We start from the raw sequence: 23,185 nt of genomic DNA, 5'->3' as shown, positions 1-23,185 counted from the left end.
TGTTTTAATTTCGTGTAAAGGTAATCATTTTTAAGAAATTACTAGTTTCTTTTATCTCTGCCCCAAAGGAGCTTCTGACGGATGGTTTCGTAGAAACTTAAACTATTGGGCTGAACCAGAAGAAGCTGGAATTTTGCCTTTTTGATGATGATTTCCTTGTCGGTTTCTATGTGTATCAGTCGGGAATCTAAGGAAAGTGAGTATTGAGGTACACGGCTTTCCACCCTGAGTTTTATTTCCACTTTATCATTCACCACTAAAGGTCTCACATTCAGATTGTGAGGAGCGATAGGGGTAATGACAAAATTTTCGTTATTCGGAGAAATAATCGGTCCGCCACAGCTCAGAGAGTAAGCGGTAGAACCGGTTGGGGTTGAAATGATCACGCCATCACCCCAGAAGACATTCAGAAACTCATCGTTGATATAAGAATCTACGGTAATCATGGATGTTGTTTCTTTTCGGGAAACGGTAACATCGTTCAGGGCATAAGGAAAAGCTCCCACAAGTTTTGGAGAAACTACCTCAATTACCGATCGGCGGCTTGTTTTTACATTTCCTTTTAAGATGGAATCCAGTTCTTTAAAGGCTTCTTCTTTAGTGAAGAAAGCCAAGAATCCAAGTCTTCCTGTATTGACTCCTACAACGGGAATTTCAAGATCCTCAATGAAGGTTAAAGAGTTTACAATAGTTCCGTCTCCTCCAAAAGTGAAGAAGAGATCTACCTCTTTATCCAAAAGATCTTGCTTACAGTTGAATGTTTCGAATATTTTTGAAAACTGAAGTGCTTCAGCCATTTCATCATACAGAACAGATTTTACACCTCTGGCTTCAAGTTCAGAGATAAACTTGCTTAAATATAAAAAAGTATCAAGATCTTTTTTCTGAGAATATATGGCTGCCTTCATGTTATATTTCTATGAATTTTTGTAAAAAACCATAACGGTCTTTAAACAGATCGGACTTCTCATCAGAGTAGTATTTTTCAACAATTCTGTAGTCATACCGGTCAAATGTAGCATCTATCGAGGCCAGGTTTTCATTACTGATTTTTATGGTGACCTGAACTACCTCCTCAGACATAAAGCTTATAAACCCTCCGTAAAACTTGGAATTGTTGCTTTCTACAATATTGGTAATTTCCGTCATTGAATATTTTCTGGCCGGAGTTTCTACGGTAAGAATGGCTCCTGTTTCTGAAAATAAAGGATAACGGGAAAGGTCCTGAAAAACATCTTCACAGGTAATATACCCCAGATATTTTTCATTTTTATTAATCACCGGAATCACATTGGAGCTGAAAGTATAAAACAGACGGATGCTGTCCATAACGTTGTTATCCTCCAGAATTGCAAACCGCTCAATCTGGCGTTCCAGGTCCTTCAATGTTCCACCATCTTCTTCATACAGAAAGTCCATAGCAATAGCTCCGTAGAAGTGATGGGATTTTTTGATGAAAACATGGGAATATCCAAAATCTTCTAGCGTATTTCTGGCCGACTCTATGGAGTCAGACAGGCTAAAACACGGAAAGTCTTTTGAGATATAGTCCTTGATAAACATTGTGCTAATTTATAAAAAATTAAATGAAACTTTTTCTGAAACCCCGACTTTTTTTAAGATGAAACAAAAAAAATGCCGTCAAAATTTGTTTGTAAAAAAAAATAAAGTACCTTTGTCGTCTTTCATTTTTACTTTTTATTAGATTTATTTCAAACTGCACTGTCTACTAAGGACATATGCAGTTTTTTTATTTTAATGCTTTTGCAAATTCCCACATCACAATTCCAGCGCATACACTTACATTAAGAGAATGCTTGGTTCCGAGCTGTGGAATTTCTAAAAACACATCAATATCAGGAAGAACTTCATCACTGATTCCTTCCACTTCATTTCCTAAAATCAATGCATATTTTTTCGATCTGTCAATGGTGAAATCAGTAATAAGGTGGCTGTCGGTTGTCTGCTCAATCCCGATGATTTCGTAACCCTTACTTTTCAAATCAGCAATGGCTGTATTGGTTTCTGCTTCATGAGACCAGTCCACACTTTCCGTTGCTCCCAATGCCGCTTTATGAATCTCGCGGTGGGGTGGCTGTGGAGTAATTCCGCAAAGAATGATTTTTTCAATTAAAAAGGCATCCGCCGTTCTGAAGGCTGCACCTACATTGTGCATGCTTCTGATATTATCTAAAATGATGACCAACGGAATTTTTTCAACCTTCTTAAATGTTTCTACATCTATTCTGTTAAGTTCTTCCAGTTTTAGTTTCTGTACCAATTGTATTATTTTGTTGAGATTAATTTTCCGTCTTGATAGACCTCTGTTTTTTCTATGCTTCCGTCTTCACGGTAATGAACTCTGTTGCCGTTTCTTTTATCATTGGCAAGCTCAGTTTCACGCTGTAATTTTCCTGAGGGATAAAATACTTTCCATTTTCCGGTAGCAAGTCCGTTATCGTACTGGCCAATATCTTTTATAGATTTTCCGTCTTCATGGAAGGTTTTGCTTTCCCCTTGTAATTTATTGAATTTATAATTGGAAATTTCAATGATTTTACCGGCAGGAGAATAAAAAGTAGCCGTAAGACTGTTGTCATAAATATTCTTATCTCCATTTCTGAATGCCTCTTTGGAAGTAAGAACTCCGCTCTTGTCAAAATATGACCATTCTTTTACTTTGAATCCTTTTTTATATTCTCCCTGTGATTGTATTTTTCCGTTATCATAATAAAAAATGGCATCTCCGTCCAGTTTCCCTTTTTTCCATTCCACTACATTTTTTACCTGTCCGTTCTCATAGAATTCTTTACAGGATCCTTCCTGCAATCCGTCTTTATATCCACAAGGTTTCTGAGCCATGATCAGGACAGAAGTGGAAAAAAACAATAAAAACATGTACTTCATAGCTATTTTTATTTCAAAAATAGTAAAATACTTATATTTGACTCAAAAATATACTATGAAAAAATTATTCACCTTATTCATATTACTATGGGGATTTATGTACCTGGAAGCACAAAATACCTATTATCCTCAAGCTTTTTTTGATAAAAAACTGGCCAGAGAAATGCTTGGATTCGGAAATTCTACCATTGAAGGAGTAGCTTCTACAAAACAAAAAAACAATTGGGGGATCAAACCATTGCTTGGAGAAAAACATTATGCACCCAAAGGAACCGTTATCATGCTTTTTCCTGTCACTCCTTACTTCGAGGAATTTTATGATATGAGAAAGAAATATGAAAATAAAAAAACAACAGTATATATGTCTGAAGAAGCTTTTAAATACAGAGTAGAAGCTTTAACAGATGATCACGGCAGGTTTAAATTTGAAAAGCTGAAACCCGGTAAATATTATCTTGAAACCATTGTGAATTTTACCGCAACGGCAAGTTATCAGCAACAGACCGGAACTTCAGATGCTTACAACGGATATGGAGCTTATCTGTATTCTACTCCCATATACAGTACCTTTTTTTACGGATATTCTGCTGCCAACAGGGAAAGCAAATTTGTAGAAATAAAACAGGACGGTGAACTCAAAGAAATCAAGCTTTAAAAGCTTGATTTTTTATTTTCTGTTCATAATCTGATGCACATTCTTCTCAATATTCTGGGCTATAGTCTCCATCGGAATATCATTTTCGTCATTATTAAAAGGATCTTCAATTTCTTCCGCAATAAGCTCCAGGCTCATCAGAACATAATATACAAAAACCGTCAGCGGGATCATAAAAAGGCCTATTGTAATAACGTATGCAATAGGTAAAGCAAAAACATACAGAATGATGAATTTCTTGATAAAAGAAGAATATGAATAAGGAATCGGAGTATTTTTGATTCTTTCGCAACCTCCGCATACATCCAGAAACCCTGAAAGGTGGGTATCTAAGTACAGCATTTCAACTTCTGAAACTTTCCCTTCTTTTTTTAATTGGTTCAATTTATGGCTAAGCAGAATCACTATTTCGCTTGGTCCATGATTTTTTAACGAGCTTTCAATTTCAGAATAATCTTCATCCAATGCCAGCCTTGTAGATTCCTTGGAAAGATGTTTGGCTAAAAAGTGAGGAAAGTATTTTAAATATCTTGCAATCTGCTCAGCATCCTGGCGGTTATCACCCAGAATAGTATTGATTTTTATGGCAAGATTTCTGGTGTCATTGACCAGTTTTCCCCAAAGCTTGCGCCCTTCCCACCATCGGTCATAAGCGGTATTAGTCCTGAAAACCAGTAAAAGAGAAAGAACAAATCCCAGCAGAGAATGAATCATACCCACATTACTGACTCCGGATTTTGTCGTAAGGTGTAGATATTCAACCTCTAAATACTGAATTCCCCAGGAGTACAGCCCTACAAGAATCATACTTGGAAAAAGGATTTTTAACGTATCACTTTTGTGTAAACTGAAAAGGATTTTAATGAAATGTTTGGTATTGTAGACTCTCATAAACTCGCTTATTACCACAAATATAAATTTTTCATCTGAGCTCTGCTAATAAAGTACGGAAGTCTGAAGCTGAAAGAGGGAAGTTATTGAAGCCGAAGAAGAGCTCTAAGTTTTCCATAAAAAGGTATTTATAGAATGATGTATAGACGTTTGCAGACAAGTCTTAACTTCCAGCATCCCTCTTCCAGCATCCAGTCATTTTAACTTAATTTTCTCAGGTTTCAAAAAAATACTATTTTTATTTCGCATTAAATACAAAGTACATGATCCTCGAAAACGTAGATATTGTAAATGATATCAGTAAAGAAGATTTTCAGAAAAATTATTTTAAAAAGCAGAAACCTCTTTTGATTAAGAATTTTGCCAGCAGATGGGATGCTTTTGACAAATGGAACCTTGCGTATATCAAAGAAAAGGCAGGAGACCAGGAAGTTCCGTTGTATGACAATAAACCGGCTGATGCCGCGAAAAGCTCTGATGCTCCGGTTACCCATATGAAAATGAAGGAGTATATTGATACGATAAAAAGCAAACCTTCAGATCTGCGGATCTTTTTCTATATCATCACAGACAGGCTTCCTGAGCTGCTGAAAAATTTCACCTATCCGGATCTTGGAATAAAGTTTTTTAAAAGACTTCCGACTTTATTTTTCGGAGGAAATGAAGCCCATGTTTTAATGCATTATGATGTTGATCTGGGTGATTTTATGCATATCCATTTCGAAGGAAAGAAAAGAATCCTGTTGTTTGATCAGAAACAGTCTCCGTTTTTATATAAAGTTCCTTTATCCGTTCATACCATTTATGATGTGGATTATGAAAACCCGGATTATGAAAAGTTTCCGGCGCTGAAATATGCAAAAGGATACGAAATATTTATGGAACATGGGGATGCGCTCTTTATTCCGGGTGCTTTCTGGCATTTCAACAGATATCTGGAGCCTGGTTTTTCCCTTTCATTACGGGCACTTCCCAATAAGCCGAATGTTTTTGCCAACATGCTGTATCATGTCTTCATTATGAGGTACACAGATAAACTGATGCGAAAAATTTTCAAAGCCAAATGGGTGAGCTATAAACAGAAATGGGCTTATAAAAAGAGTTCGGAAGCACTGGAAAAACATCTGAAAGCAGGAAAATAAAGAAGAGAGGAAGAAGGAGGCTGGAAGCTGGAAGACTCTTTAGAGCTTAGTACAACTTAAATACCTTTTTATTAAAAGATAGCCAGCCATTACACGACCCATAGAAACTTCCCTCTCCCAGCTTCGTGCTTCCCGCTTATTTATTAATCAGACCAAAGATTGTTGCGTCTACGAATTTTCCTTTTTCAAAAAAATAATCTTTCAAGGTTCCTTCTTTACTGAAATTGATTGACGTTAAAAGTTTCTCAGAAGAAATATTGGAAGGGTCAATGAAAGCATCTACCCGGTGAAGTCTCATGGTTTCAAATCCAAAAGTCAGGATAGGGAGAATAGCTTCTTTCATATAAGACTGCTGCCAGAATTTAGGATTGAGCTCATAACCAATTTCCGCTCTAAAGTGTTCCCTGTACCAGTTATGATAGCCGCAGGTACCAATAACTTTTCCATTGGATTTCAGCTCCAAAGCCCATCTAAACCCTTTTCCCTTTTCGAAATCACCGTTAAAATGCTGAATAATGCGCAGGGAATCATCTTCTGTTTTGAAAGTTTCCAGATCGTAATATTCCATCACTTCATCCAGAGAAAAATACTCAAACAGATCCTGGGTATCATTAAAAGTAAGCTGACGTAAAATAAGTCTTTCAGTCTCTAAGACAGGAAATTCCATAAATAATGTGATTTGATGGGTGAAAAGTACGATTAATTACTGATAAAGAAAAGTAGGGAAGATTAACCGCTAAACAATTCTCTTACCCTGAATTTATTTTTTTAAATTTGGGGCTCATTTTTTACTATGGCAAAAGCAGCGAAGAAAGAAACTCCGTTAATGACGCAGTACAATACCATCAAGGGTAAATATCCTGATGCGCTATTATTATTCAGGGTTGGGGATTTTTATGAAACTTTTGGGCAGGATGCCGTCAGAACTTCTCAGATTCTGGGAATTGTCCTTACCAAAAGAGCCAATGGCGATGGGCATATAGAGCTGGCCGGATTTCCGCATCACTCTGTAGATTCTTATCTTCCAAAACTGGTAAGAGCAGGAATGAGAGTGGCAATCTGTGATCAGCTGGAGGATCCTAAAATGGTAAAAGGGATTGTAAAAAGAGGAGTAACTGAGTTGGTTACTCCCGGGGTTACTTTCAATGATCAGGTTTTAAATTCTAAAAAGAATAATTTCCTGCTTTCTTTACATAAAGAAAAAGAGAAATATGGAATTGCCCTGGTAGATATCTCCACAGGAGAGTTTCTGGTAAGTGAAGGAAACCTGGAAAAGCTTTTGCATATTATCAATACTTTTGATCCGAGTGAGATTATTTTCCAGAGAAGTACACAGATTCCGGAGCAGATAAAAAATAAAAATGCTTTTAAGCTTGAAGACTGGGCTTTCCAATACAATTTTGCCTATGAAAAGTTAACCAATCACTTTAAAACCAGTTCTTTAAAAGGATTTGGTGTAGAAAATCTTCCATTAGCCATTACAGCGGCAGGTGCTATTTTCGCGTATCTGGTAGAAGATACTCATCATAACCTGCTTGCCCATATTACAAAACTGCAGATCATTCCTCAGGAAGAGTATCTTATGATGGATAATTTTACCCTGAGAAACCTGGAAATTGTTTATCCAAGTAATCCACAGGGAAAATCATTACTGGATATCATTGATAAAACGTCTACTCCGATGGGAGGAAGATTGTTGAGAAGAAGAATTATACTTCCTTTAAAATCAGTGGACGAGATCATGAGAAGGCTTTCTCTGATTGATTTTTTAAACGAAAATGATCCTCTTAAATACGATATCTGCCAGCTTCTGAAATCAATTTCCGATCTTGACCGATTAATGGGAAAACTCGCTGCAGAGAAAATTTCTCCTAAAGAATTGGGATATCTGCGACAAAGTTTGGTTAATATCCATACAATCAAAGCTTTATTGCATCCTCATGCCGATGTGGTGGCGTGGTTAGAACCTTTATTTGATCTGGAAGAGCTTATTAAATTCCTGCAAAATTACCTTAATGAAGAGCTTCCGGTAAATATTGCCAAAGGAAATGTCATTAAAGAAGGTGTTTCTGAAGAGTTGGACACATTAAGAAATTTACAAAGCAAAGGCCGCGGATTTCTGGATGATATGTGCCAGAGAGAGATTGAAAGAACGGGTATTACCAGCCTAAAAATTGATTTTAACAATGTTTTCGGATACTATATTGAAGTTCGAAATACACATAAAGATAAAGTTCCGGACGATTGGGTAAGAAAGCAGACCCTTGTGAATGCTGAAAGATATATTACCGAAGAATTAAAGGAATACGAAAACCAGATTCTTGGTGCCGAAGAAAAAATAGGAGTTCTGGAAACTTCGCTATACAGAAATGTATGTGCGGAAACAATGGTTTATATTGATCAGATTCAAGGAAATTCCCATATAATTGCCCAGCTTGATGTGGCTGCCGGATTATCTGAACTTGCTGTTTCTGAGAGTTATACAAAGCCTGTTTTGAATGACGGCTATGTAATCGATTTAAAAGAAGCCAGACACCCAATCATTGAGAATGCACTTCCGTTAGGAGAAAAATATATCCCGAATGATATCTTCCTGGATAAAGATTCCCAGCAGATTATCATGGTAACAGGACCGAACATGGCCGGTAAATCGGCAATTCTACGCCAGACAGCTATTGTGTGTCTCTTGGCTCAGATTGGAAGTTTTGTCCCTGCAAAACATGCTGAAATCGGATTGCTGGATAAAATCTTTACAAGGGTAGGCGCTACAGATAATATTTCTGCCGGAGAATCTACTTTCATGGTAGAAATGAATGAAGCAGCCAATATCTTGAATAATATTTCAGAACGAAGTCTGATTTTATTGGATGAAATCGGGCGTGGAACCTCTACTTATGATGGGGTTTCTATTGCATGGGCCATTGCCGAATATCTTCATCAGCATCCAACGCAGGCGAAAACTTTATTTGCCACCCATTATCATGAGTTGAACGAAATGACCATTAACTTTGAAAGGGTAAAAAACTTTCACGTTTCCATTCAGGAAAATAAAGGAAACATCATTTTCCTGAGAAAGCTTGTTCCGGGAGGAAGTGAGCACAGTTTCGGTATCCATGTGGCAAAGCTGGCCGGTATGCCTGCTAAAGTGGTAAACAGAGCGAATGAAATTCTGAAAACCCTTGAAGCAAGCAGAACGCAGGGAAGCGGGAATACTTCCGAGAGCGTTAAACGGGTGACAGAAGAAAACATGCAGCTTTCTTTCTTCCAGCTTGATGACCCTGTTCTGGAGAATATCCGTGAGGAGCTTACCAAAATAGATATCAATACTTTGACACCCATTGAAGCTTTAATGAAGCTGAATGCCATAAAAAAAATGATTGGAGGGTAATCCAATCATTTTTTTGTAAATAAAGTGAAAGCTTAATTAGCAGCAATAGCCGTCTTTCCCTCGTGGACCAATGATCAGAAAGTGGTTTACTCCTCTTAATTTACATAGTCCTTCTGCACAGGCACCTGCGCCTCCGTTGACTTCCTTTAGCTCTGCTTTGGAAAGTCTTCTTTTTTGAGTGATTGAATTTGTCATCTTCCCTTGTTTAATTAGGATAAACTTAGTTAACAGCAAAATCCGTCCTGCATACCCGGAACTCCGTATTGTTCTTCTCCCGTATGAGGATCTGTACAGCTTATTACTCTTGGGCAGATGGGTCTGTTAGCACCTCCGCTGATCTCTTTTAGCTCATTCTTACTAAGCTTTCTTTTTTGATTTTTTGAATTTTTCATAATAATTTGAATTTGGTAAAAGCTAATTTACAAGTTATTTTGTTACGTTCAAAATATTGTCATTCAAATTGTTAACTTTTTTATTGGTGAAAAATTATTTCATAAAAAAAGATTGAGGGGTTGCCTCAATCTTCATGTATATTATATAAAAAGCTGTAATAGATTAACAGCATCTTCCCTTGGTGTCACATGCACCTATAGTCATTTCACCATCAATATTGCAAAAACAAGTTCCCGGGCAAAGTGTTCCTCTTCCTCCATTGATTTGCTTTAACTCATTTTTTGTCAGTTTTCTTTTCTGAATGTTTGATTTTTTCATGATAATTTAGTTTTGATTCTGAGCTAATTTACATTTTATTTTTATTAATTCAATGGTTGGTGAAGAAATTTTATGAGATGAATGAAATTATTAACAAATTTTAACAGGTTGATTTTCATTGAGAAAGAATGCATTTGTTAATTTTGAATATGAAGAATTTAATCATGGTCGTTACAGTATTCATCTTCTGTACGGTTTTTAAAGCACAACAGACTGAAGTTTCTGTGATAAAATATGAAGAACTGGAGAAGCGGATTCAGCAGGAAAAAGATAAATTGCTGGTTGTTAATTTCTGGTCAACCACCTGTGGTCCTTGTGTAAAAGAACTTCCTTATTTTATGGAAATCAATTCTAAATATGCAGATAACCAGAAGTTTAAAATGATTTTGGTTTCACTGGACAGGCTGGCTGATAAGGAAAGAGTCTTGAAATTCATTAAAAATAAAAACCTTACGGCTGAGGTACTCCTTCTGGATGATATCAAAAGAATGAATACCTGGATTCCTAGATTTGAAAAAGACTGGGATGGGAATATTCCGGTGACCGTGTTCTATAAAAACGGAGCTAAATTCCATTTTAATGATGGGGAAATGAGCAAGGAAGACCTTGAAAAAACAATTAAAGAAAACCTACAATAAATAATCTACTATGAAAAACCTGAAAATTTTAATGACAGCATTCATCGTTGGGCTGGGATTACTGAGCTTTACAACGACAGATCACGATAAAAACAAAAATCAGAACCATACCATTTCTGGAAAAGGCTATGAAGTAGGGGATGAAGCTGCAGATTTTAAGCTTAAAAATATTGATGGAAAGATGGTTTCCCTGAGCGATTTTAAAAACGCCAAAGGATTTATTGTGGTGTTTACCTGCAACCATTGTCCCTACGCCAAGAAATATGAAGACAGAATTGTTGAGCTGGATAAAAAGTACAAGGATCAGGGATATCCCGTAATTGCGATCAATCCGAATGATCCAAATGTACAGCCGGAAGACGGTTATCAGCAGATGATTGAAAGAGCAAAGCAGAAAGGATTTACTTTTCCTTATCTGGTAGATGAAGGACAGAAAATCTATCCGCAATACGGTGCTACAAAAACGCCACATGTTTTTGTACTGAAAAAAGAGAACGGAAAGAATATTGTAAAATACATTGGTGCTATCGACAATAATTATGATAACCCGAATGATGTATCCGAATATTATGCTCAGGATGCTGTAAATGCTCTGATAAAAGGAGAACCGGTAAAAATGACTAAAACTGTTGCCATTGGGTGTACCATTAAAGTAAAGAAATAATATATTTGCCACATATATAAGGTCGGTATTCCTGGAATACCGATTTTTTATGCCTTAAACTTAATTTGAAATGAAATTCCAATTCAGCCTGAAGTATCTTCTTCTGACCGTATTTATTTTTCTTGTGGAGGTGTTAATTGCCACCAAACTCAGTGATATTTTCTTTATAAGAGCTTATCTTGGAGATGTTATTGTGGTGATGCTCCTTTTTACTTTCGTGAAAAGCTTTGTGAAAATAAATGATCAGAAACTGATTCTGGGAATTCTGATTTTTTCATTTCTGGTAGAATTTGCCCAGTATTTCAATATTGCAGAAAAACTAGGCTTCCGTCCTGGAAGCCTGATGTATATTGTTATCGGAAATTCTTTTTCCTGGATTGATAATCTGTGTTACGCTGTAGGCTGTCTTATTCTCTATTTTATCGTAAGAATGACAAAAAGTGAAAACTTAACATCTACCCCTAGCTCCTAATCCCTGCAACCTACTACCTATTACCTATCTTCCAAAACTGTCATATTTATCCTCCGCATATTTGGTAAAGCGGTTCAGTAAAGCCACATTTTCTTTTTCCAGAGGGGAAAGATCATGATCTACATTGCTTGCAACCGGGATATACCAATCTGTTTGTTCAAAGAAATTTCTGTAGGTTTCTTTTTTGAAAGAGTAGCCGTGTCTTGCAAATACAGAGTTCTTGATGATCTCAAGATCCAGTTTTCTTAAGTTTTTAAGATCTTTTTCCGTGAGTTTCTGCTTGGATGCATTCAGTTTGAAGATGGCTTCAGAAGCGAAGCGGTTTTTAGTGGTTTTATAGCTTTCTGTTTTCCCGGTTTCCTCATCCGTATACTTTTCGGTAAACTCTTTAGAATTTGACCAGTCTACCAGATCAGAATCCTTATCCAGCATAAAGTTGGGATTGTAAACAAACTCTTTTTTAATCAGTTTCAGTGTTTTTAAAGGAGCTTTTACGGAAGTTTTATCAAAAGCGTTCCACTTTCCGGTTAAGCTGTCTCCCTTCAGTTTTACCTCAAACCTTCCATCTGTTTTATCATTGCCGGGTTCATCCAGCACAAAAGATGTTGTAGCTTCATTGAAAACACCTTTAAACGGACGCTGATTACCATTCACAATACTTTGTCCATAAACGCTGTCTTTGGTGATTCTGTTGATCTTTAAAGAAATTCTTTTGTAGTTACTGACATCATATTCTGAGCCGTCTGTTGGGTCAACAACTTTTTCCATTCCGGCAAATTCACCCGTGTAAATCCCGTAATATTCTTTGTGTACTTCAGGAACTACTGCAGAGTCCTTCTTGGCGGTCAGAGAATCTTTTCCTGATTCAGTGGTTTTTCCCTCTTTCTTACAGCTTGCCAGAGAAACTGCCAGTAAGGAAATCAAGGTATAATTTACAATTTTCATATAAGTTTTTTTGTGATTAAATATTCAATAATAAGGATGTTGGGAATCCAGCCCAGCCATGCAATGATCTGATAGACATCCATGGGATTGGGATGAAATAAATATACAATAATTACTTTCCACATTCTCAGGGTAATAGCAGATAATGTAAAAGCAAAGCTCCGCCACATCCATTGCTTGTGTTCTTTGAACTTTTTTTGTCTTGCCAACTGATAGGCTCTAAACGTTGAAAACCACCATAAAAAGCCTAAAATAACAAATGAAATCTTGGATAAAAAGCCTCCGTTGGCAAAGAGTCCCATATAAATTCCCGAAGGAGCCGCCAAAATCAGAATGAGAAAAACATACACTTTTCCCATATTCCGGTGGAAGTTTTTTACTCCGAAATCCCTTCTGAGAATAGCCAGAAATCCTGAGAGAAGCACAAAAATACTTGTATACACATGAGTGTAGAAAAATGCAAGATATTCCGGTCTTTCCATCACTTCCGTCTGTTTGATCATCAGAAAACTGACTTCAGGATTAAAAGGAATATATTCTAAGGTGATTTTCAGCATCAGCCAAAAGAAATATCCGAATCCTATGATGAGAAGGATTTTAAAGAAAAAAGAAATATTTCTTTTGGCAGATAACATTCTGATTATTCAAAATTAATAATGAAAGGAAGATTAAACCAAATCATTACGGTATTCCCCTTATATTCTCCGGGTTTCCATTGGGTTTTCATAGACTTCATCACTCTTTCTACTTCATGATTAAGGGATTCATTATCTCCGGTTACGATAATCGTTTCAATATAACCTTTGGCATTGACAGAAAACTTTGCTTGTGACCTTGTTCTTCCTTTAGCTCCTTTTATTCGGTTTGTATTTATTTTTTGAGATACCTCACGCATAAATGCTGAAAGCCCGCCGGGATATTCTGCCTGCTTACTTTGTTCAGGAATAAACTTATCTCTGGAATGATCTTCTGTGGGTAGCGTTTTGGTTTCCTGCGCTTGTGAGAAAACAAGCCCAAACCCCAAAAATAAAATGAATGCTACTATTTTTTTCATGATTAATATTATCGTATTCTGGTTATTTATTTTCAAAGAAATCAATCACTAATTCATTGAACAGTTCCGGTTTTTCTTCAGGAACATAATGATTTGCATTAGGAATAATCGCTAATTGTCCTTTTGGGATAGATTCTGCGATTTTTACTGTATGTTCTGTTTTTATAAGATCTTTATCACCCGCAATGATCAATGATGGGCACTGAATTTTACTCAGGTCTTCATACTTCCATTGGGGATACTTCAAGTCCAGATTCAAAAGATCAATAAGGATATCATTTTTATGGTCTTTATTCTCTTTGGTAAGGCTGGCAAGCATTTCTTTCATGGATTTTAAATCATTATCTTTGACTCCTTCAGGAAAAATATTGGCTCCTGAGCATGCTATTTTGTCTACCATCTCCGGATATTTCATGGCCATAGACAGTGCGAGAATTCCTCCGTCACTCCAGCCCAGAATTTTTGTTTTTTTGATATTCAGTTTCTCTAAAAACTGCTTAAGATCCTCTGTCTGAATATCAAAGGTAAGTTCTTTTGTTTTGTCATAAGTAGACCTTCCACGTTCGCGACAATCTACAATGATCACCTTATATTTTTTAGCAAACGTATCTTTTTGGTTCATAAAGGCGCTGATGGATTGGCCATTACCATGAAGCATAAGTACAGGCTCTCCTTCTCCATAGACTTCATAATATAGTTTGATGCCATTAACATCCATAAATTTCCCATCAGGCATTGTTCCGATAATGCCCTGACCTTTAATCAACAAAGATTTGCTGCCACTGAATGGTTTGTAATCCGAATTTCCAATGGTAAAATGCTTTACGTGCTTTATTTTCTGGGAATGGATTCCTTCAAACCAACCATTGGAAGAGGTAATCTCTTTTTCAAAACCTGAGTTTTCCAGCGGAACTTCAATCCATTTTTTTGACTTTCCATCATTGATTTCCAGCTTAAAATCGTCAAAATAAAAATCGCCATTGTTTTGGGCAAAAGCTCCGATATTCATAGTTTGTGCAGAAGCATTGATCGTCCCTTTTATTTCATACGTTTTCCACTCATTGGTTACTTGAATTCCATAATATTGGTTTTCAAAAAAGCCTACCGTGTGATCTTTATTATCTATTCTGCACCATAATCCACAATTGGAACCATTATCCTCATTCTCTTTTCTGATTTTTGCCGTTATACGGAAGTTCCAATTTTGTTTATTCTCTATATTGACAGCTTGCGTGAAGGAAGTCCAGTCGGAAACAATTGTTTTTTCCTGACTATATCCTAAAAAGAGGAAGAATAGAAGAATGAAACCGAAATTTTTTTTCATGGGTATAGTTTTTAGTAAAAATAATGTTTTTTTATAAGCTGTTGAGATCCTGAGCAATCAGCCATCCTTCACTCCAGCAAGCCTGGAAGTTGAATCCTCCGGTTACGGCATCTATATTAAGAACTTCACCGGCAATATAAAAATTAGGAAGCAGTTTTGAAGACATGTTTTTGAAGTTAATTTCCTTTAAATCAACACCTCCGGCTGTCACAAACTCATCTTTAAAAGTTGATTTTCCGGTCACCTGAAACTTCTTCCTGCAAAGATTTTCAAGGATTTTCTGCATTTCCTTTCCGGAAATATTAGCCACCTGTTTATTAAGATCAACTTTTGAAATCTCTAAAATCTTCTGCCAGAACCGGTTGGTAATATCGAAGATCTTTGATTGTCCAATAGTTTTTTTAGGATTGCTTTGTTTGAAATTATGGAAGATTTCTTCCGCTTCATCTATTTCTATGGAAATAAAATTGACCTCAATTTCAAAGTTATATTTAAGTTTTGCCAGACTTATGGCTTCCCAAGCAGAAATTTTCAGAACTGCAGGTCCTGAAAGTCCCCAGTGCGTAATAAGCAAAGGTCCGCTCTCTTCAGTTTTCAGCTTTGGAATTGAAATTCCGGCATTTTCAAAACTTGTTCCCGGAAGATCTTTCAGCAATTCATCTTTAATATTAAATGTAAAAAGAGAAGGAACAAGATCTATAATTTTATGCCCCAGCGTTTCTATGATTTTCAACGATTTTGGAGAACTTCCTGTAGCATATACAATATAATCTGCTTCAAAATCCCCTGAATTGGTTTTTACAATATACTTTTCATCCAGTTTTTCAATCTCTTTTACCGTACATTTTGTTTTTACCGATACATTTTTCTTTTGAGTTTCATTCAGAAAAGTATTGATAATGGTCTGGGAAGAATTGCTTTCGGGGAAAGTTCTGTTATCGTTCTCAATTTTCAGCGGAACATTACGCTGGTCAAACCATTCCATTGTGTCGCCAGGCTGAAATTTAGTAAAGACACTTAGCAATTCCTTGTTTCCACGGGGATAAAACTGAACCAGTCCTCTTGGGTCAAAACAGGCGTGGGTTACATTACAGCGTCCGCCTCCGGAAATTTTAACTTTCTGAAGGACATCAGAATTCTGTTCTAAAATCGTAATTGTATATTTCTTTTCGTCAAGATTAGATGCACAGAAAAAGCCTGCAGCACCGCCTCCGATAATAATGATCTGTTTCATGTATGTGTAATCCTATGCGGAAGATTATTTTTTCAAAAGTACAATTTTTATAAACCATCTTATTTGAGTATTTTTGAAGATTATAATTTTAATGAGACCCAAAACGATTTTCATATGATTTTCTACCATAAATTTGAAGTAAGATGGAGCGATCTTGATGCCAATAAGCACTTAGCCAATTCATCATATGTACAATATTGTGCACAAGCCAGAATGGCTTTCATGACTAAAGAGAAAATGGGAGTTACCCAACTGAGCAGATGGGGAATCGGCCCGGTAATCCTGCATGAAAGATATTCTTTCTTCAAAGAAATCTATGCAGATCAGATCGTAATCGTAAGTGTGGAAATAGACGGATGTGCAGAAGATTCTTCTATCTACCGTTTCGTACACAAGTTCTATACACCTGACGGAATGCACTGTGCTACTGCAGAAGCTACAGGAGTATGGATTGATATGATGCTTAGAAAAATGACCACTCCACCGGATGATGTAGTGGAAGCAATGAATAAATATAAAAGCCCGGAGACCATTGTGCTATCGAAAGAAGATTTCAAAAAATTCCCTTTCCATCCACATAATATTGACCCGGCAGAATTGATTAAATAATTCAAAGTTTAAAATTCAAGGTTCAAGGTTTAGAGTTTGAGAAGCAGTTTTAAATCATTCATACTTTTTACATTGGACATTAATACAAAAAAATCATGTTTGAAGATAAATCACAGGAGCTGACGCCCATTTCAAAATTAGGAGAATTCGGTCTTATTAAACATTTGACAGAGCATTTTCCGCTATCCAATGAATCTTCGGAGCTTGGAGTAGGAGATGATGCAGCGGTTATTAATCCTGATAACAAAAAAGTAGTTCTTACAACAGATGTGCTGGCAGAAGGTGTACATTTCAACTTAGGATATGTTCCTTTAAAGCATTTAGGATATAAAGCTGTGGTGGTAAACCTTAGCGATATTGCTGCTATGAATGCAACTCCTACACAGATATTGGTTTCTCTTGCGGTATCCAACCGTTTTCCGGTAGAAGCTTTAGAAGAAATCTATGCCGGAATTCAGGCTGCTTGTACAAGATACAAAGTTGATCTGATCGGAGGAGATACTACAAGTTCCAATTCCGGATTGGTAATGAGCATTACAGCAGTAGGAATTGAAAATGAAGAAAACATTGTAAAGAGAAGCGGCGCAAAACCGAACGATCTTCTTGTCGTAACAGGAGATTTGGGCGGAGCATACATGGGCTTACAGATTCTGGAAAGAGAACATGCCGTTTACCTTGCAGATCCTAATATGCAGCCGGAAATGGAAGGTTACGACTATATTCTGGAAAGACAGCTGAAGCCTGAAGCAAGAACAGACGTTAAAACGATTCTGGAAGAACTGGATATTAAACCAACTTCTATGATTGATATTTCTGACGGTCTAGCTTCCGAAATCCTTCACCTTTCAGATCAGTCAAATGTAGGGTTCAGATTATACGAGGAAAAAGTTCCTATGGACAGTCTTACCATCTCTACCGCGGATGAAATGAACTTGAATCCGGTGATGACTGCTTTAAGCGGTGGTGAAGATTATGAATTACTTTTCACCATTTCGTCAGGTGACTTTGATAAAATTAAAAATCACCCGGATTTTACCATTATAGGACATGCAGTAGAAAAAGAAGAAGGAAACTTTATGGTAGCAAGAGGTTCAAACCAGCTCGTGGCTCTTACGGCTCAGGGATGGGATGCTTTTTTAAACCAATAAGATGTATACTTTTACCGTATTACCATGTTTAGTAATTATAACATTTATAATAGTTACCCTGTACAAGCACTACATAAAAAAAAGAAATCAGAATCTGAAAGAGTCTTTCGTTTTTGTCTTGTTTTTTGTAACAGTCTGGAGTGTAATTTATTATCTTGTTTTTAGTTAAATAACATACCAAAACCGAAAAATTATATTTAATTTTAAATATTGTAAGAAAACCGTAGTACTTTTTGCTGCGGTTTTTGCTTTATTTGATCAAATACATTAGCAATGAATTCATCTGAAAAAAATATTCCTGTTCATAATCTGGTGTCTGAAGAATTTCAGGTCAACACCTTAGAAAATGGACATCCGGAAAACTTCGAGGATATTCATCGGCATAATTTTTTTGAAATTATCTGGTTTAAAGAAGTTCATACAGACAGCAGTCTTGAGTTGGATTTTGAGAGTTATCCTGTAAAAAACAACCAGATCTGTATTATTGTTCCCGGACAGGTTTTTAATATGAAACTCCGCAAGGAAAAAGGATCTGTCTTGGCTATTAGCAAAGAAATTTTCAAAGAAGCCTGCGATACTGAAGTGGTTCTGGCCAACGGAGCCAGACCTTTCTTTTTGGATGAAGAAAGCAGTGAAACCGGAAATATGCTGATTTCAATGATCAAAAAGGAGTATCTTGGATCCGGACGTGTTGAAATTTTAAAAGCCTATCTGAGAGCTTTCTGTCTCATTATTACGGATCAGATTACGATGCAGAATACATCGGAAGATGATAAACCGAGGATTCAGCAACTGGTAGCACTGATAGAAGAACACTACATCACTCAGAAAAACACTGATTTTTATGCTGAGCAGCTCAAAATAAGCGCCCATCACCTTAATGATATTGTCCGGATTTCCAGGGGAACAACGGTGAAAAAAATGATTGCCCAAAGGCTTATTCTGGAAGCCAAAAGAGAGCTTAGTTTTGGAGCTTTAACGGTAAAAGAGATTGCTTTTAAATTAGGTTTTGGTGATGCTTCTTACTTTTCCCGTTTTTTTAAAAAACATACCCGGCAGAATCCTGATGGGTTCAGGGATAGAAAAGGTTAATCCTCAGAATGTTCCTTTATTTTTTATTGTAAATAAATAATTCAGGCGTTGGTGCATAGTGCAATCCTCAGTTTGTGCTGTTCTTCCTTCAGTTCTTTTATTGAAAAACGATACTTTTTACAGCAATTTTGCAGCTGAAAAAAACGCCTGCGAAGGCTTATTGTTATTTATGAAGAAGAATTTGAATATTGTAGTGTTTATTCTTGCACTACTCAACACGTTAGAATCACTAAGTATAGATCTTTATCTTCCTGCTTTTCCAAGTATGGCGAAGATTTTTAATACCGATATCGGGCATATTCAGGTATCCATTTCTGTTTTCTTTGCCGGATTTGCTTTCGGACAGCTGCTATGGGGACCTTTATCTGATAAAAAAGGACGAAAACCGATGTTATACTGCGGACTTTTGCTTTTTATTATAGGAGCAACAGCCATTTATTTTACATCCGATATTTATGTGTTATGGGCCATGCGTTTTCTGCAGGCATTCGGAGGCAGCGCAGGGATTGTGATCGGAAGAGCCATCATCATTGATCTCTATGATAAAAATAAAGCAGTCACTATCTTTTCACAACAGTCGCAGATCAGTGGAATTGCACCGATTGTAGCTCCTTTATTGGGAAGTGTATTCCTTAAATTCTGGGGCTGGAACAGTTCCTTTGCCTTTTTATGTATCATGGGGCTGATTACTTTCTTCATGGTGTACAAATATGTGCCGGAAACCAATACCAGAATTCATCTTTCTGATGATGAAATGTTGAATGAAAAGGGATTAAAAGAGCAGTTGAAAATGATCATTTCAAACAGAGATTTTATCAACAGTACCATGGTAGGAAGCATTGCTTTTGCATCCTTGATTATTTACATTTCAAATGCGCCGTTTCTATTTATGGAGATACACGGTTTTTCAAGCAGTACATTTAGTTTTATATTCGCTTTTAATTCATTGGCATTGATAACAGCAGCTTATATTACGCCTAAGCTGATCAAAAGAATAAGCAATTCAAGCCTTTTATTTTCTGCTACTATTGTATTGTTGGTAGTCTGTTCCCTTCATATTCTCATTGCGGCAGAAAACCTTTCTGTGGCCCTGGAAATTGCAATGTTGTATCTGTCATTATTAGCTATTGGTATTCTGTTTCCCATCACTTCTGCTCATGCTTTATCTCCATTTAAAGAGGGAAGAGGAACAGCGGCCGCATTATTGGGTTTTATGCAGCTGATGGTTACCTTTTTAATATCAGGATTAATAGGGTTTTTAGAGGCCGATTCTATCATTCCGATGGTGGTAACACGTTCCGCAATGGCATTGATTGCAGTGTGGTTCGGGTATCGTATTTTTAAGACTCAAAAAGTGACTATTCCAATAGTTGCCCAATCCGAAAATTAATCCCCTTATTTGATCCTGTTGTCATACAATCCAGACACTTAATCAAGTAATTTTTGTAAAAAATAGTTAAAGGGTTCTCTTTGCATAAAATTTAAAATATGAAAAGAACCCTTTCGACAGCTCTATGCTGTATATTGCCATTGGGATATTGGGTGAATGCACAGTCCGGCATCTCCGCAGAGCTTAAAACCGAATACATTCCTGCTTCCAGCTATATCCGTCCGGAAGACAGCACAAAAACCAATTCTAAAAGTGATTTTAAGAGAGTAGATCTGAACCTCAGCATTCCGTTATCTGTAAAAAAAGATAAGGATGGAAAAGTAAGAGCATGGTCTATGCTGCTAAGCGGATCTTATGCAAAGATGGCCCACAAAAATTACGAAACTGCATTATTTCCGGATCAGATGCTGAACGCACAGGTCGGAATACAGCATATGAGACCTTTGGGTAAAAAATGGAGTATGATGATGACGGCATCTGTAGGAGTATATACAGACCTTGAAAAAATAGATTTCGATGATGTGCTGGGACAGGGTGGAATTTTATTTATCAGGCATTTTAATCCTAACCTTTCGTTAGGAGCCGGACCGGTGCTTACCACTGCTTTTGGTGTCCCTATGATTTTACCATGGATCTATTTCGACTGGAAAACCAACGGAAAGATTAAATTCAAGATTAACTTCCCGGAAGGAATGGAAGCCGGATATCTTTTCTCCGATAAATTTGCTTTAAAAGCTGTTGTAGAACTGAATGGAATGACCGCAGAGAGAAGTATAAACGGAAAATCAATGTTATTAGGTTACCAGCAGATCACCGCAGGACTCAGACCGGAATTAAAAATCAGTGACAAGCTCACTGTACGTCTTACGGGAGGAACAGCGATATTGAGAAGCTTTAGTGAAAATGACCGGAAAATCAGCAGCATTTTCAGAGACAAAAAAATAGCTGATCCGAGATTTTCAAGCACATTTTACGCTGCAGTATCACTACGCTGGAATCTTCCATAAAAAAAATGCCGGAGGCGGGGAATTTCATAACTCCCTGCTTCCAGCTTCTCTCTTCCAGCTATTTACTTATTAATTTCTTATAAACCACCTGGTTAAGTAATTCTTCCTTTCGGGTACGGGATATAGGAAGTTCAATTTTATTAATGAAAAGACGTCCTCCTGAAATCATGTCAATATGGGTAATATTGATGAGGTAGGATTTATGAATCCTGAAAAAATGATCTGAAGGAAGAGATTCTTCAATAGCTTTCATGGTCTGATGAATAATCAGTGATTTATCTTTAAAATGAAGCTTGGTATAATTCTGCATACTCTCAATGTACAGAATATCTACCCACGAAACCTTAATGAAACTATCAGACTGCCTCACATACAGAAAAGGATCATCTAGAGAAGTATTTTTTTTCAGCTTTTCACTGATGATAAACTGCTGCTGTGCCTTATTTACCGCCTGATAAAAACGGTTGAAAGCAATGGGTTTTAAAAGATAATCCACTACCTGCAGACGGAAGCCTTCCAGCGCATATTCAGAATACGCTGTAGTAAGAATGCATAAAGGAGGATTTTCAAGCTGTTCCAAAAATTCCAGGCCAGTGAGGTAAGGCATATTGATATCCAGGAAGAGGAGGTCTATTTCTGTTTCCTTTACTTTGGTATCAGCTTCCAGCGCTGTAGCACAGGTTCCTTCCACCGATAAAAAATCAATCTGATCAGCAAGTTCTTTGAGATGAAATCTTGCCAGTGGCTCATCATCTATAATCAGACATTTCATTTTGGGAATATTATAGCTCATAACTGTCAGATAATGTTAGTATTAATGTTATTTTAAAGATGTGGCTAGTAGATTCGATATTCAGGTCATGGGAGCCCGGATATTGTAATTTTAGACGTTTTTTTACATTTTGAAGACCAATTCCTCCCGTTCCGTCTTTCTTTTTATAGGTTGTCATATCCGAACAGGAATTTTCAACATAAAAATACAGACTGTTATTCTTTTCTTTACAGGAGATTTTCACATAACCTTTATGCCCCGGAAGCCTGCAAACATATTTAAATGCATTTTCTATAAAAGGCACCAAAAGTAAGGGGGCAATAAAAGCTTTTCTGTTGTTGATCTGCCATTGGGCTTTTACATCCAGTTCATTTCCCCACCTCAGTTTTTCTACCTCAACAAGGTTTTGGAGATACTCAATTTCTTTATCCAAAGGAACCAGTGGCTGATTGCAATGATACAGCTGGTACCGGAGAATATCCGAAAATTTCATCAGTAAAAAATCGGCAAGCTGGGTATCCGTTTTCATCAGGATATGAATATGATTCAGGATATTAAACACCACATGCGGATTGATCTGATCCTGAAGAAGTTTGAGCTGGTTTTCCAGATGAGCCTGCTGAAGGAGAATATGATCACGCTCTATTCTTCCATGTTCATTGTAAAATTTTACACCACACGCTGCTCCGTTGATCAGAAATGAGGCAGGCAGAGACATATAAAAGCCTTTCCACAAAAAAGGTAAATGATCTCTGAAGTTTTCCGGGAGTTGTTCTTTGGGCTCCACTTCAAGATAGGTGAATATAATGGAGAAAACCAGACTAAGCATGAAAATCACCAATACCAGCTGCACCAGAAACAGTTTCATTTTCTTTTCACGAAGAGCCTTCGGAAGAAACTTATTGGTTAAAAAATGAGTAAATGTAAACGAGAATGCCGCAATAATCGCAGCCTGAGTCATTGCAAGGTAAGATTCTGTTGTACTCTGGAAATTAAACCACAATACAATGGCTAAAACAAGCCAGAAAATAAAAGTAAATATGTATTCTTTTACAATAAAAGATTTTGTCATGGAATTGGAAATAGGTTATAAAAAAATTAGAAACTGCAGGGAAAACAGTTTCTAATGGTAAAGATAATTT

General features: G+C 36.8%; 27 protein-coding genes. 11 read left to right on the top strand and 16 right to left on the bottom strand.

Translation table 11 applies throughout. From position 1 onward, the window contains the following. Positions 1-41: 41 nt before the first annotated feature. The 4 genes from JOE44_RS16895 to JOE44_RS16880 form a co-directional block, all read right to left on the bottom strand. Entirely contained in the window at positions 42-908 is an 867-nt protein-coding gene (locus tag JOE44_RS16895) for an NAD kinase (RefSeq protein WP_209786470.1), read from the bottom strand. Position 909: 1 nt separating this feature from the next. Beyond that, positions 910-1,563: a CBS domain-containing protein gene (locus JOE44_RS16890; RefSeq protein ID WP_209786469.1), complete on the bottom strand. Its 654-nt coding sequence runs from the start codon at positions 1,561-1,563 to the stop codon at positions 910-912. A 187-nt stretch (positions 1,564-1,750) separates the two neighbouring features. Beyond that, complete coding sequence (locus tag JOE44_RS16885; RefSeq protein ID WP_209786468.1) at positions 1,751-2,281, bottom strand: RNA methyltransferase; 531 nt, start codon at positions 2,279-2,281, stop codon at positions 1,751-1,753. Between the two features lie 5 nt (positions 2,282-2,286). After that, positions 2,287-2,907 carry a toxin-antitoxin system YwqK family antitoxin gene (locus tag JOE44_RS16880; RefSeq protein ID WP_245169803.1) on the bottom strand — a complete coding sequence of 207 codons (621 nt, stop codon included), beginning with the start codon at positions 2,905-2,907 and terminating at the stop codon, positions 2,287-2,289. Between the two features lie 55 nt (positions 2,908-2,962). Here JOE44_RS16880 and JOE44_RS16875 point away from each other — a divergent pair, with 55 nt between their 5' ends. Beyond that, positions 2,963-3,562: a hypothetical protein gene (locus JOE44_RS16875; RefSeq protein ID WP_245169802.1), complete on the top strand. Its 600-nt coding sequence runs from the start codon at positions 2,963-2,965 to the stop codon at positions 3,560-3,562. 12 nt (positions 3,563-3,574) lie between these two features. Here the strand turns inward: JOE44_RS16875 and JOE44_RS16870 are convergent, their stop codons facing one another. Beyond that, positions 3,575-4,453 carry a bestrophin family ion channel gene (locus JOE44_RS16870; protein ID WP_209786467.1) on the bottom strand — a complete coding sequence of 293 codons (879 nt, stop codon included), beginning with the start codon at positions 4,451-4,453 and terminating at the stop codon, positions 3,575-3,577. Positions 4,454-4,716: 263 nt separating this feature from the next. Between JOE44_RS16870 and JOE44_RS16865 the strand changes: the two genes are divergently transcribed. Then, positions 4,717-5,595: a cupin-like domain-containing protein gene (locus tag JOE44_RS16865; RefSeq protein ID WP_209786466.1), complete on the top strand. Its 879-nt coding sequence runs from the start codon at positions 4,717-4,719 to the stop codon at positions 5,593-5,595. Between the two features lie 136 nt (positions 5,596-5,731). On the opposite strand, the gene JOE44_RS16860 is transcribed toward JOE44_RS16865, so the two are convergent. Beyond that, a complete protein-coding gene (locus tag JOE44_RS16860; RefSeq protein ID WP_209786465.1) occupies positions 5,732-6,262 on the bottom strand; it encodes a GNAT family protein in 531 nt (176 codons plus the stop codon). A 126-nt stretch (positions 6,263-6,388) separates the two neighbouring features. Between JOE44_RS16860 and mutS the strand changes: the two genes are divergently transcribed. After that, positions 6,389-8,983: a DNA mismatch repair protein MutS gene (gene mutS, locus JOE44_RS16855; RefSeq protein ID WP_209786464.1), complete on the top strand. Its 2,595-nt coding sequence runs from the start codon at positions 6,389-6,391 to the stop codon at positions 8,981-8,983. Between the two features lie 36 nt (positions 8,984-9,019). Here mutS and JOE44_RS16850 read toward each other — a convergent pair whose 3' ends face one another. The 3 genes from JOE44_RS16850 to JOE44_RS16840 form a co-directional block, all read right to left on the bottom strand. Then, positions 9,020-9,178 carry a hypothetical protein gene (locus JOE44_RS16850; protein WP_209786463.1) on the bottom strand — a complete coding sequence of 53 codons (159 nt, stop codon included), beginning with the start codon at positions 9,176-9,178 and terminating at the stop codon, positions 9,020-9,022. A gap of 29 nt (positions 9,179-9,207) precedes the next feature. Beyond that, positions 9,208-9,375, bottom strand: coding sequence for a bacteriocin (locus tag JOE44_RS16845; RefSeq protein WP_209786462.1), 168 nt, complete (start codon positions 9,373-9,375; stop codon positions 9,208-9,210). Positions 9,376-9,538: 163 nt separating this feature from the next. After that, positions 9,539-9,694: a bacteriocin gene (locus JOE44_RS16840; protein ID WP_123864437.1), complete on the bottom strand. Its 156-nt coding sequence runs from the start codon at positions 9,692-9,694 to the stop codon at positions 9,539-9,541. A gap of 149 nt (positions 9,695-9,843) precedes the next feature. On the opposite strand from JOE44_RS16840, the gene JOE44_RS16835 reads away from it, so the two are divergent. The 3 genes from JOE44_RS16835 (at position 9,844) to JOE44_RS16825 (ending at position 11,468) form a co-directional block, all read left to right on the top strand. Further along, on the top strand, positions 9,844-10,332 hold the full coding sequence (locus JOE44_RS16835) for a TlpA disulfide reductase family protein (RefSeq protein WP_209786461.1): 489 nt from the start codon (positions 9,844-9,846) through the stop codon (positions 10,330-10,332). A gap of 10 nt (positions 10,333-10,342) precedes the next feature. Then, positions 10,343-10,996, top strand: coding sequence for a thioredoxin family protein (locus JOE44_RS16830; protein WP_209786460.1), 654 nt, complete (start codon positions 10,343-10,345; stop codon positions 10,994-10,996). A 70-nt stretch (positions 10,997-11,066) separates the two neighbouring features. Next, positions 11,067-11,468 carry a DUF2809 domain-containing protein gene (locus tag JOE44_RS16825; RefSeq protein ID WP_209786459.1) on the top strand — a complete coding sequence of 134 codons (402 nt, stop codon included), beginning with the start codon at positions 11,067-11,069 and terminating at the stop codon, positions 11,466-11,468. Between the two features lie 24 nt (positions 11,469-11,492). Here the strand turns inward: JOE44_RS16825 and JOE44_RS16820 are convergent, their stop codons facing one another. The 5 genes from JOE44_RS16820 to JOE44_RS16800 are packed head-to-tail and all read right to left on the bottom strand — an operon-like array spanning position 11,493 to position 16,025. Beyond that, on the bottom strand, positions 11,493-12,413 hold the full coding sequence (locus JOE44_RS16820) for a YARHG domain-containing protein (protein WP_209786458.1): 921 nt from the start codon (positions 12,411-12,413) through the stop codon (positions 11,493-11,495). Then, positions 12,410-13,048 carry a DUF2306 domain-containing protein gene (locus tag JOE44_RS16815; protein WP_209786457.1) on the bottom strand — a complete coding sequence of 213 codons (639 nt, stop codon included), beginning with the start codon at positions 13,046-13,048 and terminating at the stop codon, positions 12,410-12,412. Before JOE44_RS16815 ends, JOE44_RS16820 begins: the two co-directional genes overlap by 4 nt. A 5-nt stretch (positions 13,049-13,053) precedes the next feature. Beyond that, positions 13,054-13,467, bottom strand: a complete 414-nt coding sequence (locus JOE44_RS16810) for a hypothetical protein (protein ID WP_209786456.1) — start codon at positions 13,465-13,467, stop codon at positions 13,054-13,056. 22 nt (positions 13,468-13,489) lie between these two features. Further along, positions 13,490-14,791: an alpha/beta hydrolase gene (locus tag JOE44_RS16805; protein WP_209786455.1), complete on the bottom strand. Its 1,302-nt coding sequence runs from the start codon at positions 14,789-14,791 to the stop codon at positions 13,490-13,492. A 31-nt stretch (positions 14,792-14,822) separates the two neighbouring features. Further along, entirely contained in the window at positions 14,823-16,025 is a 1,203-nt protein-coding gene (locus JOE44_RS16800) for an NAD(P)/FAD-dependent oxidoreductase (RefSeq protein WP_209786454.1), read from the bottom strand. A gap of 114 nt (positions 16,026-16,139) precedes the next feature. On the opposite strand from JOE44_RS16800, the gene JOE44_RS16795 reads away from it, so the two are divergent. The 5 genes from JOE44_RS16795 (at position 16,140) to JOE44_RS16775 (ending at position 21,271) form a co-directional block, all read left to right on the top strand. After that, positions 16,140-16,634: an acyl-CoA thioesterase gene (locus JOE44_RS16795; protein WP_209789236.1), complete on the top strand. Its 495-nt coding sequence runs from the start codon at positions 16,140-16,142 to the stop codon at positions 16,632-16,634. Positions 16,635-16,729: 95 nt separating this feature from the next. After that, positions 16,730-17,782: a thiamine-phosphate kinase gene (gene thiL, locus JOE44_RS16790; protein WP_209786453.1), complete on the top strand. Its 1,053-nt coding sequence runs from the start codon at positions 16,730-16,732 to the stop codon at positions 17,780-17,782. Between the two features lie 273 nt (positions 17,783-18,055). Continuing rightward, positions 18,056-18,874 carry a helix-turn-helix domain-containing protein gene (locus tag JOE44_RS16785; protein ID WP_209786452.1) on the top strand — a complete coding sequence of 273 codons (819 nt, stop codon included), beginning with the start codon at positions 18,056-18,058 and terminating at the stop codon, positions 18,872-18,874. Positions 18,875-19,043: 169 nt separating this feature from the next. After that, positions 19,044-20,264 carry a multidrug effflux MFS transporter gene (locus JOE44_RS16780; RefSeq protein ID WP_209786451.1) on the top strand — a complete coding sequence of 407 codons (1,221 nt, stop codon included), beginning with the start codon at positions 19,044-19,046 and terminating at the stop codon, positions 20,262-20,264. A gap of 98 nt (positions 20,265-20,362) precedes the next feature. Then, positions 20,363-21,271 (top strand): DUF6268 family outer membrane beta-barrel protein, encoded by a 909-nt coding sequence (locus tag JOE44_RS16775; protein WP_209786450.1) that lies wholly within the window; start codon positions 20,363-20,365, stop codon positions 21,269-21,271. 58 nt (positions 21,272-21,329) lie between these two features. On the opposite strand, the gene JOE44_RS16770 is transcribed toward JOE44_RS16775, so the two are convergent. Further along, positions 21,330-22,064 (bottom strand): LytTR family DNA-binding domain-containing protein, encoded by a 735-nt coding sequence (locus JOE44_RS16770; protein ID WP_209786449.1) that lies wholly within the window; start codon positions 22,062-22,064, stop codon positions 21,330-21,332. Then, complete coding sequence (locus tag JOE44_RS16765; RefSeq protein ID WP_209786448.1) at positions 22,054-23,115, bottom strand: histidine kinase; 1,062 nt, start codon at positions 23,113-23,115, stop codon at positions 22,054-22,056. Before JOE44_RS16765 ends, JOE44_RS16770 begins: the two co-directional genes overlap by 11 nt. Between the last annotated feature and the right edge of the window lie 70 nt (positions 23,116-23,185).

The sequence above is a fragment of the Chryseobacterium sp. PvR013 genome, assembly GCF_017833095.1.
GTDB classification, from domain to species: domain Bacteria; phylum Bacteroidota; class Bacteroidia; order Flavobacteriales; family Weeksellaceae; genus Chryseobacterium; species Chryseobacterium culicis_A.
Note: the sequence above shows the minus strand (reverse complement) of the source record. Positions and strands in the feature narration are given on the sequence as shown.